This window comes from Microcystis sp. LEGE 08355 (genome assembly GCF_015207185.1).
Lineage (GTDB): Bacteria > Cyanobacteriota > Cyanobacteriia > Cyanobacteriales > Microcystaceae > Microcystis > Microcystis panniformis.
The window spans coordinates 1-15033 of record NZ_JADEXI010000048.1 but is presented as its reverse complement, the minus strand read 5'-3'; the positions used below and the strand labels follow the sequence as shown (position 1 = coordinate 15033).

The following is a 15033-nucleotide window of genomic DNA, read 5'->3' as shown; positions in this document are numbered from 1 at the left end:
CTCCTATACCTTGATTCTTCAACCTCAGCGATCGCCCACCCCCCTTGATTATAAAGATTTGTTTAGCTTGACCAGAGGTTGATAGTGCATAGGCTAGAATGAATTTCAAATGGATTCAAAATGAATTTCAAATGAATTCAAGATGAGCCAATCTGGTGAACTGTCGTATTTTGATCATGGAGTTGCCATTTTGTGAGTAAGAAATGGTTCGCGGATAACAGTTTGTCGATCGGGCGGACTCCTCTAGTGCGCCTTAATCGAGTCGTTGGCAACAGTCACGCCACGGTTCTGGCCAAGATTGAAGGTCGCAATCCAGCCTATTCAGTCAAATGTCGTATTGGCGCGGCCATGATCTGGGATGCGGAACAACGGGGATTATTGGGGCCGGGCAAAGAACTGGTGGAACCCACCAGTGGCAATACAGGCATCGCCCTAGCCTTTGTCGCCGCCGCTAAGGGGATTCCCCTGACCCTGACTATGCCTGAAACCATGAGCTTGGAGAGGCGCAAACTGTTGCTCGCCTATGGAGCCAATCTGGTGTTAACAGAAGGGACTAAAGGCATGACTGGAGCGGTGGCAAAGGCAGAAGAAATTGCCGCGTCTAATCCCACTCGCTATGTGTTGTTGCAACAGTTCCGTAATGCTGCCAATCCCCGCATCCATGAGGAAACCACCGGCCCCGAAATTTGGCAGGACACAGACGGGGCGATCGATATTCTCGTGTCGGGTGTGGGAACGGGCGGAACCATTACGGGAGTTTCGCGCTATATCAAAAAAACCCAAGGAAAACCGATTTTATCGGTAGCGGTGGAGCCAGAAGCCAGCCCCGTACTATCCCAAGCCCGGGCAGGTCAGCCCCTAAAGTCCGGCCCCCACAAAATTCAGGGCATTGGGGCGGGGTTTGTTCCCGAAGTTCTAGATTTATCCCTCGTGGATGGGATTGAAACCGTTTCCAACGAAGAGGCCATTCTTTATGCCCAACGGTTGGCTAAGGAAGAAGGGATTATCTCCGGCATTTCCTGCGGTGCCGCCGCTGCCGTCGCCGCTCGCTTGGCACAACAACCCGAACACCAAGGCAAAACCATAGTCGTAATTTTGCCGGATTCCGGAGAACGGTACTTGAGTTCCATCCTGTTCCAAGGGGTATTCAATGAGCAAGGGTTAGTAGCATGACGAGCGAGTATCCGAGCAGTTCCACCGCTCTCTCCCAACCAACCCTGTCCTTGGATCTCGATGAAATTATCGCTCAATTGTCCAAACCTCGTGGCGAGTCGTTCCACAGTTGGTCTCAATCACGAAGCCATTTCCCCTTGCCCTCCCGTGAGGCCTTATTTCGGATTGTCGATCGACTGCGTGCCGTTCTTTTTCCCTATCACTTTGGCAATCCCGATTTAGGCGAAACATCCAGCCGCTATTTTATCGGTCATACCCTCAATGAAGTCTTGCAACTGCTGCATCACCAGGTTTGTCGAGAACAGTGGTTGCTGGGGTCACAGTTGCACTGGTCGTCAGACCAGATTGAGACGCACGCCCAAGGAACGGTACAAGCCTTTGCCACTCAATTACCTCATCTGAAAGCTCTACTGGAAACCGATATCACGGCGGCCTATCGAGGTGATCCGGCGGCCAGAAATTTAGATGAAGTATTGTTTTGTTACCCCGGGGTAACGGCCATCACTTATCACCGCATTGCCCATGCCCTGTATCGGTTGGACTCGCCCCTGTTGGCGCGGATTATCAGTGAAATTGGTCATTCCTTAACGGGGATTGACATTCACCCCGGCGCCTCGATCGGCAATAGTTTCTTTATCGATCATGGGACGGGGGTTGTGATTGGGGCAACCACGGTGATTGGCGACCGCGTGCGCCTTTACCAAGCGGTCACGCTCGGGGCGAAAAGCTTTCCCCGGGACGAATCGGGCAGTTTAATCAAAGGTCAACCCCGTCATCCGATTATTGAAGATGATGTGGTGATTTACTCAGGTGCAACGATTCTCGGTCGGGTAACTATCGGTCGGGGCGCCACCATCGGTGGAAATGTTTGGTTAACCCGCAGTGTGCCGCCGGGGGGTTTTGTCTCCCAGGCGCAACTACGACAGGAAATGTTTGATGACGGCTCTGGAATTTGAGGGGCTGTCCTGACTGTGAATGTTCGGCCATAACAGTCGCTTTGTTACTTTTTCTTAAATTGGAGGATTTAACTCGATGACCTATACCCAAGATCATGAATTGCAACTGGCTTTGGGAGATGCTGCCGCTCGGCAGTTGGCCAATGCCACGAAGACCGTTCCTCAGTTATTGACCATTTCGCCCCGTTGGTTCGTTCGCCTCTTGCATTGGCTACCCGTTGAAGCGGGGATTTATCGTCTCAATAAAGTCAGGGATGCCTCCCGGGTTGAGGTGGCTTGCTCTGAACGAGATGAGCGGGAGCTGCCCGAAACCTTTGTGGATTACGAAGAGACCCCCCGGGAGTATTTCTTGAGTGCGGTGAATACGGTACTGGATGTTCACACTCGCGTGTCCGATCTCTACAGCAGTCCCCACGATCAGATCCATGAACAATTGCGCCTGACGATCGAAACCCTGAAGGAACGTCAAGAAAATGAGTTGATCAACAACCATGAGTACGGATTGCTCAACAATATTGTTGATTCCCAGAAAGTGCAACCTCGCAATGGTGCGCCCACGCCGGACGATTTGGATGAGTTGCTGGTCAAGGTGTGGAAGGAACCGGCATTTTTCCTCGCCCATCCTAAAGCGATCGCGGCCTTTGGCCGAGAAGCAACCCGACGGGGTGTACCCCCTGCCACGGTGTCATTATTCGGGTCTCAGTTTATTACCTGGCGGGGCGTGCCTTTGATTCCTTCCGATAAGTTGGCTGTGAATGAACAAGGCAAAACCAATATTTTGTTATTGCGGGTAGGAGAAAGCCGTCAAGGGGTGGTCGGTCTCTATCAGCCCAATTTACCCGGTCAACAGGGAGTTGGCTTGTCGGTGCGATTTATGGGGATTAGTCGCAAGGCGATCGCCTCTTACCTGGTCTCCCTCTACTGTTCGTTGGCAGTGTTGACCGACGACGCGGCCGCCGTACTGGAGAACGTTGATGTCAACCAATACCACATCTACGACTATGACTAACCCCGAACTGATCCCTGAAAAGGCGGGGGGGAATCTACCCTCTGTATCCCCGCCCACGACTGCCCTAACTGAGGTCGAGAACATTTCTCTTAACCCCTTATTCCAACCTGACCTTCTTGAGCATCTCGCCCAGACGATAATTCAAGAACTACAACGGCACGACCTTAAGGCCGAGGTGGCGAAGGGGTTGAGTCCAGACCGGGATGATCTGGTGCCATCCACCCCCGCAACTTCCCCGGCTGCTGTGGGCGAACGGCCCACAGTTCCCTTGGCTGTACCCTTAGCAACCCCCTCTTTCTACTTCATTGAGGAGTTAGAAACAAAAATCCCCGACCTTCCGGCGGTAGTGGCCAAGCCTGAACAGCTTGTTCAAGTCCCAGCGATCGATCCCCTTTTTGTCCCCCATGCCAGCGGGCGAAGCGTTCAACGACCCAGCTTCTTTGATGTTCATACCGTTCGCCTGGATTTTCCTATCCTGCAAGAACGGGTGAATGGCAAACCGCTGATCTGGTTCGACAACGCCGCAACAACTCAAAAGCCCCAAGCAGTCATCGATCGCCTCGTTCATTTCTACAGCCATGAAAATTCCAATGTGCATCGTGCCGCCCATGAATTAGCGGCCCGTTCCACAGATGCTTACGAAGCGGCCAGAGAAACGGTACGCCGTTTTCTCAATGCCTCATCTGCTAACGAAATCATTTTCGTGCGGGGAACAACGGAAGGCATTAATCTGGTGGCAAAAAGCTGGGGACAACAAACCCTGCAAGCGGGGGATGAGATTGTCCTCACCCATCTAGAACACCATGCCAATATTGTGCCTTGGCAGCAACTAGCCGCCCAAACGGGAGCAAAATTGCGGGTTGTCCCCGTCGATGACCACGGGCAGATTTTACTGGCAGAGTACCAACAATTACTCAACTCCCGCACAAAACTGGTGGCTTTTTCCCATGTTTCCAATGCCTTGGGAACCATTACCCCCGCCAAACAAATCATTGACTTGGCCCATCGGGTCGGGGCCAAAGTCTTGTTAGATGGCGCTCAATCGGTTTCCCACATTCCGATCGATGTTCAACAATTAGGGTGTGATTGGTTCGTCTTTTCCGGGCATAAAGTCTTTGGTCCCACAGGGATCGGGGTACTTTATGGTCAAGAAGACCTGTTAAATGCCACGGTTCCCTGGCAAAGCGGCGGCAACATGATCGTGGATGTGACGTTTGAGCGTACCGTGTATCAGGCGGCTCCCACTCGTTTTGAGGCTGGAACGGGCAATATTGCCGATGCCGTTGGCTTAGGGACGGCCTTGGATTATGTTCAGCAGATTGGTTTGGCCACCATTGCCAATTACGAGCATGAACTTCTGGAGTACGCCACTGCGGGACTGACAACCATCCCGGGCCTGCGTTTGATTGGGACGGCAGCCGATAAGGCCGGCGTGCTTTCCTTTGTGCTAGAGGGATTTGATGTGGAAGTGATTGGACAAGCCCTGAATCGGGAAGGGATTGCCGTGCGGGCAGGCCATCACTGCGCTCAACCTATTCTGCGACGCTTTGGTCTCGAGGCAACGGTGCGCCCTTCCTTGGCTTTCTACAATACTAAAGCCGAGGTGGATGCGCTGGTGGCTGCGTTGGAACGTCTGCAACACCAATAAACTGACGGTCATAGGTGGGGCAGCTTGTACACCTATTCCAGTTCTCCCTAAACTGCCACCTATTTAAAATAGACCTCTTGCATAATTTTTTTATGGTATAACAGGAGGTTTTGCTTTTTTCTCAATTTTTAGATGGAAGTAGACCTCGACCTAATTTAATTAAATCACAATAATAGGATATAATAAAACAAATAGTGACTCAAAAAAAGCCATGAAAAACTACCTCTAGGAATACATTCAAAAATATCCGAAACAAACTAAAAGACTATTAGGGATTGACTACCAACAACTAGAAAAACTGATTGTCCTTGGAAAACTTATACATCGGAAAAACCAATCAGAAATCGAAAAAACCAAAATTAGGATTAATCAACCAGGAAGCGGAACACCTCCTAAATTATCAGAAGAGGAACAAATTGTTCTAATGTTGGTTTATTTAAGACATCATCTAAGCTTTCAAATCTTAGGACTAATGTTTCAAGTGAGTGAATCAACGGCTCATAATATCTTTACCTATTGGCAAAAACTTTTTGAAGGAGAGTTACCGCCAAGTTTGTTAGAACAAATAAAGAAGTGCCAAGAAGAGGAAATAATAATTGAACAATTAAGGGATTATGAGTTGATTGTCGATAGCGCAGAACAGCCCGTGGAGAGGCCGACCGATTATCAAGAACAAAAAATATATTATTCGGGAAAGCAAAGAAGACATACTTTAAAAAGTCAATTTATTGTCTTGCCAAAAGCTGAAGATATTGTTGATGTAGTTATTGGTCAACCTGGTCCGACGAGCGACCTAAAAATCTGTCGGCAAACTTTCAGCAAATTCGATTCTCAACAAACTTTTATTGGAGATAAAGCTTACTTAGGAGAAAATCAAATCAGAACTCCTGATAAAAAACCTAATAATGGAGAATTAACCGAGAATCAAATTAAAGAAAATAAAGTTTTATCATCTCGGCGAATTTTTGTTGAGCATTTATAGCGTTTCTGATTCACACGAGGTACATTCCCGATCCTGAACAGCTTAATCAGCAAAGGTTTAAGTGTGCCGCATAGATGCGAGAACCGCTATAATTCGAGTTGTCAAAGTATTTAAAGTAGTTCAATAAAGATTTAGATTAAAGAAAAGTCGATATAAATCGGTTTTACTTACCGTTTGTGGCTTAGTAAGGTTGAGATGCGCTAATTTTAGAAGTAATAGAAGGAGAGCAATCAGGGGAAGTAATTGACGTTATAATTAGCCATAGTTTTCCGTCAAAATTGGATTTTGTCTCTTTAAACCCTGATTAATCGGTTTTGAGAGCTAATTTTGACTCTTGGTCTAATCTGCCTCTCTTCCTTGCTGTGACTGACTTATAAATTTTTGGAGATGTCTATTACTTTTTTAGTCATGAATCTTTCTAACCTGTTGAGGCAGGTTTTTTGGGCTTTTTTATGTCTGAAATGGAAAAACAGCACTTTTTCTCGGTCAATGATTACTATAAGTTATAACTTAGGAATTAATCAACAATTAAAGCTTATGCTTGTAGCTAAGTGAAATCATTGATTAAGAGACCTGTACTTTTCAATAACTTTTTGCCGCAAACCCTATTTACTTTTAGTCAAAATTAATTCACTTCTAACCCCGGAATGCTTAACTGTTCAGTTTTTGGCTGTGTTTCCCCCAGATAATCCCCTTGCAACATATTAATTAAACAGCCACCAAGATGATAGGCCATATTCACGGGAACCGCGTTACCAATCTGTCGATATTGAGAGGTTAAATTACCCGTAAATTGCCAATCATCGGGAAAGGACTGCACTCGTGCATATTCTCTCACAGTCAAAGGACGAGTTTCTTGGGGATGGCATCTTTCTGTTTGGGTTTGTGCAGGACTACAGGTAATAGTTAAAGCTGGTTCATCCCAAGATAATCTTTTAGCATATCCTGTCCGTCCGCCGTGATTTTTGAGACTATTTTTCATATATTCTTTTTGAATATCCATCGGCAAATCCCGCCAATTTCCTCCTGGGGGAACTAAGGACATAATCTCTTTTTTTCTTTCTTTATATTCTACTCCTGGAGAAGTTGGACAATTCTCTAAGGCTTTTTTCAGAGAAATAGTATAGTTTTTATATTGGGGAAAAATGGGTTTAATATTTAGGTCTTGACGGGTGGCGATAATAATTAATCTTTCTCTTTTTTGGGGAACATCGAGAAATTGAGCCGATAAAACTTGATAAGCAGCATAATAACCGATTTCCTGTAAAGCTTCCAGCATTAATTGCAAGGTTTCTCCTTTTTTATTGCTTAATAATCCTCGAACATTTTCGGCCATAGCGATTTTAGGTTGCACTTCCTGTAAACAACGAGCAAATTCAAAAAATAGGCTTCCTCTCAAATCTTCTAATCCTTTTCCTAACCCAGCATAACTAAAAGGTTGGCAGGGAAAACCTCCAGCTACAATATCTATTTTGTCTCTAAAATCAGAAAATTTAATCTTTTTTATGTCTTGATTTATAACATTCCATTGCGGTCGATTGAGTCTTAAAGTATTAACACAATCTTGGTTAATTTCCACCAGTAATTGGGTTTTTAGTCCCGCATTTTCTAAACCTAAAGCCATACCACCACAGCCAGCAAATAATTCGATAACCGTGTAATTAGTTGGCTCAACAGTTTGTAAAATTCTCAATTCTCTGGGGGATTGGTTATTTTTAAGATTGGTTAATTGCTCGAGATCAAATAACCAATCAACTTGATTGATTTTCTGACCTTTGATTAATTTTTTCTTTTGCCATGTTAGTATTTCTGCGGTGGTCACACCGAGAATATTAGCGGCTTTTTGTAGATTTACCTGAGTCATAACCAATAATTAGCAACTTATCTACCTCTTTATTATACATCAAAGTAGCTAAACTTGATAAAGTTCTTTTTCGATTTTCCTGACTGTCATCTTTAACTTATTCAGGATAGTTTCATAATCTAAGTCCAACATTGACCAAAAAGCTTGCCCTGCTAATAGCTCAATATTATTCTCTTTAGCTTTGGTTTTGCTAATTGTCCAAGAATTGCCCATATCTAAAGCAGCGGCAAAAACTGAGTTAGGATGTATTTTTAATTCATTGATACTCCGATCACTCTGGCTACCAGTAAGAGTATCTTTTTTAGTTTTTAATTGAGTGTATTTGATTATTCCTTGATTAAAAACTACTAAATCCACACCTTTGATTTTAAAATTTAGAATTTTTTCTGGTACAAAAACCTGTGAACTAATAGAAGCAATTTCTTCTAAAGTATGACCTAGACTTTCCGAGATAAGATTGACATATTTATTCGATAAGTACAAGTTTTCACATTGAGCAAACTCAAAAATATTTTTAAATCCTTTCTTCTTTTTGAGGGATATATTTTTAAAATCCTGTTTTTCTTTCAGGATTTTTTCAACTACTTTAGACTGGAACTCATCCAAAGCATCATCGATTTTTTGATCCCTATTGTCTGCAATGTCTGTGTCTGTTGTTCTATTTTCTTGAAAATATTCAAAAATGAAATCATCAATTAGACGACAAATTTGATAAGTATCTACCAAGTCATGAGTAACAAAGGTAGGAATTTTGATCGAAGGTTTCTGTAAATTAATTTGTTCTAATAATTGGGTCAAGTTATGGCGATAAGAGTATAAATAGCTCATTAGAGTTAGTTGCTGGTTTGGGATTGTTTACTGTTTAATTACAACTATAGCAATAGTCAATAAATTGTGAAAAAGCATCAAATCTTTTCAATTCGGTAAGATTAAATATTAACAGGGTCAATATATAATCTGTTATCTAAAATTGGTGTTTTTTGAATATTATTGACTTTGGCAATTGCTGATTCTAAACATAGCTGGTTTTCTGAAGATACAAAAAGCCTACTGCTTTCCAATACCTCGAATGCTACCTCTCTAGAAATTTGTTCTATTACCTCTTGGCTAACTTGATTATTTAGGTTGATAAAATTAATTATATCCTCTATAATAACTTTACCAAATTTATTCTTAAATTTTCTTTTTTGTCTTAATACTTTCTGAAATAGTTTGGCTTTGACCCCTATTTTTTCAATAATATCAGCATTATAAAAAGGTACGCCAAGAACGTTAGATTCTTGTCCTACAATTAAAACAATTCTTGCTTGCTGCTTGCTGACTCTCGCCAGTTCCTTTAAAATGTCACCCATATCTAAACAGTATTGTACTACAGTGTAGAAACGATTACTCCTATTTGCTCTATTAGACCCAATTTCTGACTTGGCTATCTTGAGTAAATCCCATCCTAAGATTTCAGCAGATTGACGATAATTTTGATGGTAATTAAAAACATTTATATAGGGTGGAGAAGTCACAACAAAATCTATCTGATTATTTTTTAGTGGGAGAGAACGAGCATCAGATAATTCAACCCTGATCGGCTTTTGAGAGTAAGGTAGCTTAGTAATTATATTGCTAAGATGTAAAAATTTTTTCTGAATAAATTCCTGAGTAATTTTATTGTTACACACATCAAGAAGGATTACCAAAGCATCAAATAAAACCTTTGACCGATCTGGTAGCATATTCCTAGTATTTTGCAATTTATCTACTAAATTTTCTACTTGGTCACTGACTTCAAAAATTCTCAAAGGAAATTCTTGATCGACGATATTTCTCAGGTTTTTAAGAACTTCTTTTTTTTGAGAATCATTGATAAATTCATAGGTACGACTCATGATATAAGCAGCGGGATTAATCTCAAATCCATAAGCTTCTAGGGATAAATAACTTGCCTCTAGTAAGACAGTTCCGCTACCCACAAAAGGATCGAGAATGACCGAATTAGATGGGCAATAGAAACTTAAAATAGTCTCTATCAGTTGGGGTGAAAACTGACCTCGCCAAACAAATAAATTGGCTCTAGTTTTCTCAATAATGTCAAGTTTTTCTTGGGGTATAGGTTGATCAAAATCTGGCAACTTTCAATCTCCCTCTATTGCTAAAATCAAAATTCAGGTTCTACTTTATCTAGAGAACAAACACCATAAAATGTTGGGGCTGAACAGGGTTCAACCCCTCAATATTTTCCTACTTACGTCCCGGAACTGTATATTTAAAATTCATCGGGCCAGTATAACCAGAAACCTCAGCCAATTTCTCTAATCTCTGGGTTCCCGAATATTCTTGACCCTTAATAATCCAAGTGGGGAAACCTTTAATTCCGGCATCGCGACAAGCTTGAGGATTACCATTAACCCCTTGAGGATCGCATTCGATATAAACCCCTTCTTTTTTGAGGATTTCTCCCGCTTCCTTACCAAATAACTGTTTTTGATCGTAACAGTGGGGACACCAAAAAGCCCCGTATTCTTTCGCACCAATTGCTTTTAAATGTTTAGCCAGGGCGATTTCTGCTTTTCCCGAAACCGTGGTTACTTCCCAACCGTAGGGAGGTTTAGCCGCTGTCATTGGCCGGGTAATTTCTTCTTTTCCTGCTGCCACCGTGGGGGAATTTACTCCTGCGTAAACCGCTAAAGTTCCCACAAAAGTAATCATTGCCACTACAACCATCGGCAGTATAATTTGTCCTAAACCTTCCCATTCGCGACCGATAATTGTGAGAATTAATAGGGTTAAAGCGAACAAAGCCGAAGTGATGCAGTAGGGACACAATTCCTTTAATTCCGTGGCGAGAATATACATTAAATAACCACTAAATACCGCCATCGCCGTCGCCCCCGCTAACAGCAATAACCAAGTATTATTTTCTAAACTTTTGCGGAGATTTTTCTGAGTTTCCCCATTAATAAATAGAGGACTGAGGGCAAAGACCGCCATGGCAATATAGGCCAAAAAACCGAACAAACTCAAGGGCAGCCCGAAAACCGTAGCGTAGGGACTATTAAGAACACCACTACAACCAGCCCCATCACTAGCCCCGGCGGTACAGGCAGCGGCCCCTCCCGTCAGTTTGGTAATGGTTAAATAGCCGGTCAGAATCGCCCCCACGATCGAAACGCCCCCAATTAGGGGCCGGGAGTAGCGATGAATCCAAGGTACAGAACGACGACGCATAATATTATTTAGATTAAATTACAGCAGAATTCAGGAGTCAGGAGAGAAATCTCAATGTACTTTGTTGAAAGGAAAAATTCCCTAACCATATTGTGTTAATTAGGACGTTTTCAATTCCTAAAAACTTAGGATCGCTATCCCCTGAAACTATCCGCCATTCTAGCAAGGGGTTATGTGGACAGAGGCAAAGAAGGCAGCGAATTATCAATTTTTGCCTTTTGATCGTTGATCTGCCGGGCCGTTTCCACAAATTGCGACACCCGGATCGGATCCACTGGTTCAGTAATTTTGCCATGACGCTTGAGGGAACTAGCCACGATCACCCCATCGGCAGCCGGCAGCAACCGCCCAATATTGTCCAAATCAGCCCCGCTGCCGATAAAAACCGGTGTTCCCTTGGCCGCCGCCACTGCCAGTTCCAAATCCTCAAAACTAGGGGGGCTACCGGTGGACCAACCGGAGAGGATCACCCCGTCTGCCAGTCCCCGTTCGATCGTATCTTGCACTGCCGTGGTCAGATTAGGGGTTCCCAAGGGGCGGGCGTGTTTAACCAAAACATCCGCTAAAATTTTGACCTCAGACCCCAATTCGCGCCGATAACGCAAGAGTTCGTGGGCTTGACCCTCAATAATGCCCTGATCGGTGGCCATAACCCCCGTTAGCACATTAACCCGAATAAATTGGGCATTGACACAGGTAGCGATCGCCAAGGCACTATGGGCATCATTGCGGAGAACATTAAGACCAATCGGTAGGACCACCAGATTTTTAATGCGATCAACAATTAAAGTCATGGCACTAACCACGGCGGGATCCACCTGTTGCTTAGTAAAGGGGGCATCAAAAAAATTCTCGATAATCAAACCATCAACACCACCGGCAGCCAAAGCCGTCGCCTCCTGTTCAGCCCGCTCGATCACCGTCTTGAGACTGCCACCCCAACGGGGGGAAGTGGGCAGGGGGGCGAGATGAACCACGCCAATAATCGGGTTTTTTGTCTTGAAAGTTGCAATTAAATTCACAGCGTCTACTACTCTTAGCGTCCCCAACCAGGCGCCGCTCACCCATTTTAACAGGGTGAAGGCCTACCCACGGTTCCACGGGGGGGAAATTATTTTAACTGCTAATGATTTTATCAAGTCCGGAATCCGTTAAAATGTCTTAACATTAGAGAAGTTTAGGATTTGGTTGATACTCGATCGCATGGGCAATAAGCCAACCATCGCCATCTCACACCTAGGCTGTGAGAAAAACCGGATCGACTCCGAGCATATGTTAGGACTGCTGGCCAAGGCCGGCTATCCCGTAGATAATGACGAGGAGTTGGCCGATTACGTTATCGTTAATACCTGTAGTTTCATTCAAGCAGCTAGAGAAGAATCCGTTCGCACCCTCGTGGAACTGGCGGAAGCTAATAAAAAAATTATTATCTCCGGCTGTATGGCCCAACATTTCCAAGATGAACTCCTGACGGAATTGCCGGAAGCCGTGGCCATTGTTGGCACGGGGGATTATCAGAAAATTGTCGAGATTGTCGAACGGGTAGAGACGGGAGAACGAGTCAAAGAAGTCAGCACCGATCCCACTTTTATCGCTGATGAAAATCTGCCCCGTTATCGCACCACTACCGAAGGAGTCGCCTATCTGCGGGTGGCCGAAGGCTGCGACTATCGCTGTGCTTTCTGCATTATTCCCCAGCTGCGCGGTGATCAGCGATCGAGATCGATCGAGTCGATTGTGGCCGAAGCGCGACAATTAGCCAGCCAAGGGGTCAAAGAATTAATTCTCATTTCGCAAATAACAACCAATTATGGGTTAGACTTATATGGCGAACCCAAATTAGCGGAACTCTTGCGAGCGCTGGGAGAAGTCGATATACCTTGGATTCGCGTTCACTACGCTTACCCGACCGGGTTAACGCCAAAGGTTATCGAGGCGATCCGAGAGACCCCGAATGTTTTACCCTATCTAGACTTGCCGCTACAACATTCCCATCCCGACATCCTGCGGGCGATGAACCGTCCCTGGCAAGGACGAGTCAACGATGGCATTATCGAGCGGATCAAGCAAGCTATCCCGAACGCGGTTTTACGAACGACTTTTATCGTCGGTTTCCCCGGAGAAACCGAGGAACATTTCAGCCATCTGCTGGAATTTGTCAAGCGTCATGAGTTCGATCACGTCGGGGTGTTTACCTTCTCCGCCGAAGAAGGTACAGCCGCTTTTGACCTGCCCGATCCAGTGCCACAGGCAATTATGGACGAACGCCGCGAAAGGTTGATGTTAACTCAGCAACCGATCTCGGAACGCAAAAATCAAGCTTATATCGGTCAAACTGTCGATGTTCTCATCGAACAGGAAAACCCAGAAACAGGAGAATTAATCGGGCGCTCCGCTCGTTTTTCCCCGGAAGTGGATGGCTTGGTTTATGTGACAGGGGAGGCGATTCTAGGTGCGATCGTACAGGTCCGAATCACTGCGGCCGATACCTACGATCTCTACGGCGAAATAGTCTAATTTTTCGATTTTTCTTATTTAATTCCCACAAAACAATCCCTATGACCACTGGTTTCAACAATTTAGGTTTATCCGATAGCCGTCTTCAACACCTAGAAACGCTTGGATTCACCACCCCCACGGAAATTCAAACCAAAGCCATCCCTCTCCTTCTAGAAGGGCATGACATGGTAGGAATGTCACAAACGGGAACCGGCAAAACTGCCGCCTATTCCCTGCCTTTACTGGAACGCATGGACACCAAAAATCCTAACGTTCAAGCTTTAATCCTCACCCCCACCCGGGAATTAGCCCAACAGGTGGCCAGCGCCATCAAAGATTTCTCTGATGATCGTCGTCTCTTTATCCTGACAGTCTGTGGTGGTCAATCCATGGAACGTCAGATCCGCAGTCTGGAAAAAGGTGTCCAGATTGTGGTCGGGACTCCCGGCCGGGTAATCGATCTGCTCGATCGCAAAAAACTCCATCTAGAATCCCTAAACTGGGTAGTCCTCGATGAAGCGGACGAAATGCTCAGTATGGGTTTTATCGATGATGTTAAGAAAATTCTGCAAGCATCCCCCTCCACCCGTCAAACCGCCTGTTTCTCGGCCACTATGCCCCGGGAAATCCGCGATTTAATCGCTAATTTCTTGAAATCTCCCATTTCTGTGACGGTTTCTCAACCCCAGGCCGCTCCTGCTAAAATCGAACAGAAAATTTATATGATCCCTCGCGGTTGGACGAAATTAAAAGTCCTACAACCTCTGTTAGAGATCGAACCCCTAGAATCGGCGATTATTTTCGTCCGCACCAAGCAAACCGCGGCCGAATTAACCAGCAAACTGCAAGAAGCGGGGCAAACGGTGGATGAATACCACGGTAACTTAAGCCAAGTGCAACGGGAACGACTGGTGCAACGTTTCCGCGAGGGCAAAATTAAATTAGTGGTAGCCACGGATATCGCAGCCCGCGGTCTAGATGTGGAAAATCTCAGCCACGTTATTAACTATGATCTGCCGGATAATGCCGAAACCTATATTCACCGCATTGGCCGCACGGGCCGCGCCGGTAAAACGGGAACTGCTATATCTTTAGTAGAACCGATCGATCGGCGTTTATTACGTCAGATTGAACAGCGTCTGCGTCAACGTCTGGAATCTAGTCCCATTCCTAGCCGCACCGAAGTAGAAGCAAAACGCCTGGCCAAGCTGCAAAATCAGCTAAAAGAGGCTTTATCGGGGGAACGGATGGCTTCTTTCTTGCCTTTAGTGCGGGATTTAAGTGAAGAATACGATCCCCAAGCGATCGCGGCGGCTGCCCTGCAAATGATCTACGATCAAAATTGTCCCCAGTGGATGAAAACTGATTGGGAAGTTCCCGCACCGACGAGCAGTAAACCGGTGATTAATAAAACTCCCCGCAGTGGTGGTAGTAAGTACCCCTCTAAGTCGAATAACCGTCCTTCCCTGGACAAAAAAATCGTCTTTCAGGAACGTTAATTTTTAGTTCTTGAATAGATAATTTTAAGAGTTGATAGACCGTTTTGGTTCTATCAACTTTTTTTTGTCAGGTAATTTCCCAGTACGTCGTCGAAAGCATTCTACATAATTTTATAGCTAAACTTTTGATAATTGATTCTAATCAAGTATTTGGGCTTTTTTTGACATTTTTGCTGATACTTAC

At 44.8% G+C, this 15033-nt stretch carries 12 protein-coding genes and 1 pseudogene; 8 read left to right on the top strand and 5 right to left on the bottom strand.

Annotated features, from left to right (window positions below):
- Window positions 1-192 precede the first annotated feature (192 nt).
- The 6 genes and pseudogenes from cysK to IQ242_RS04320 all read left to right on the top strand — a co-directional run.
- Complete coding sequence (cysK, locus tag IQ242_RS04345) at window positions 193-1173, top strand: cysteine synthase A (RefSeq protein ID WP_193959147.1); 981 nt, start codon at window positions 193-195, stop codon at window positions 1171-1173.
- Entirely contained in the window at window positions 1170-2129 is a 960-nt protein-coding gene (gene epsC, locus IQ242_RS04340) for a serine O-acetyltransferase EpsC (RefSeq protein WP_193959146.1), read from the top strand. Before cysK ends, epsC begins: the two co-directional genes overlap by 4 nt.
- A 76-nt stretch (window positions 2130-2205) precedes the next feature.
- A complete protein-coding gene (locus IQ242_RS04335) occupies window positions 2206-3138 on the top strand; it encodes a family 2A encapsulin nanocompartment shell protein (RefSeq protein ID WP_002750434.1) in 933 nt (310 codons plus the stop codon).
- A complete protein-coding gene (locus tag IQ242_RS04330) occupies window positions 3131-4786 on the top strand; it encodes a family 2A encapsulin nanocompartment cargo protein cysteine desulfurase (protein WP_193959149.1) in 1656 nt (551 codons plus the stop codon). The genes IQ242_RS04335 and IQ242_RS04330 overlap by 8 nt, the downstream gene beginning before the upstream one ends.
- A gap of 424 nt (window positions 4787-5210) precedes the next feature.
- Entirely contained in the window at window positions 5211-5768 is a 558-nt protein-coding gene (locus IQ242_RS25795; protein ID WP_255520598.1) for a transposase, read from the top strand.
- 378 nt (window positions 5769-6146) lie between these two features.
- Window positions 6147-6323, top strand: a pseudogene (locus IQ242_RS04320) (IS5/IS1182 family transposase); the annotation flags it as partial.
- A 70-nt stretch (window positions 6324-6393) separates the two neighbouring features.
- Here the strand turns inward: IQ242_RS04320 and IQ242_RS04315 are convergent.
- The 5 genes from IQ242_RS04315 to btpA form a co-directional block, all read right to left on the bottom strand.
- A complete protein-coding gene (locus IQ242_RS04315) occupies window positions 6394-7632 on the bottom strand; it encodes a DNA cytosine methyltransferase (protein ID WP_193959145.1) in 1239 nt (412 codons plus the stop codon).
- Window positions 7633-7680: 48 nt separating this feature from the next.
- Window positions 7681-8460 carry a hypothetical protein gene (locus IQ242_RS04310; protein WP_002741222.1) on the bottom strand — a complete coding sequence of 260 codons (780 nt, stop codon included), beginning with the start codon at window positions 8458-8460 and terminating at the stop codon, window positions 7681-7683.
- 101 nt (window positions 8461-8561) lie between these two features.
- Complete coding sequence (locus tag IQ242_RS04305; RefSeq protein WP_002794015.1) at window positions 8562-9755, bottom strand: DNA methyltransferase; 1194 nt, start codon at window positions 9753-9755, stop codon at window positions 8562-8564.
- Between the two features lie 109 nt (window positions 9756-9864).
- Window positions 9865-10851 carry a vitamin K epoxide reductase family protein gene (locus IQ242_RS04300; RefSeq protein WP_002763245.1) on the bottom strand — a complete coding sequence of 329 codons (987 nt, stop codon included), beginning with the start codon at window positions 10849-10851 and terminating at the stop codon, window positions 9865-9867.
- Window positions 10852-11021: 170 nt separating this feature from the next.
- Window positions 11022-11873 carry a photosystem I biogenesis protein BtpA gene (gene btpA / locus IQ242_RS04295; RefSeq protein WP_052277774.1) on the bottom strand — a complete coding sequence of 284 codons (852 nt, stop codon included), beginning with the start codon at window positions 11871-11873 and terminating at the stop codon, window positions 11022-11024.
- Between the two features lie 181 nt (window positions 11874-12054).
- On the opposite strand from btpA, the gene rimO reads away from it, so the two are divergent.
- Complete coding sequence (rimO, locus tag IQ242_RS04290) at window positions 12055-13368, top strand: 30S ribosomal protein S12 methylthiotransferase RimO (RefSeq protein ID WP_193959148.1); 1314 nt, start codon at window positions 12055-12057, stop codon at window positions 13366-13368.
- Window positions 13369-13409: 41 nt separating this feature from the next.
- The gene (locus tag IQ242_RS04285) at window positions 13410-14849 is read left to right on the top strand and encodes a DEAD/DEAH box helicase (RefSeq protein WP_052277776.1); all 1440 of its coding nucleotides are present in this window, start codon (window positions 13410-13412) and stop codon (window positions 14847-14849) included.
- Window positions 14850-15033: the final 184 nt, after the last annotated feature.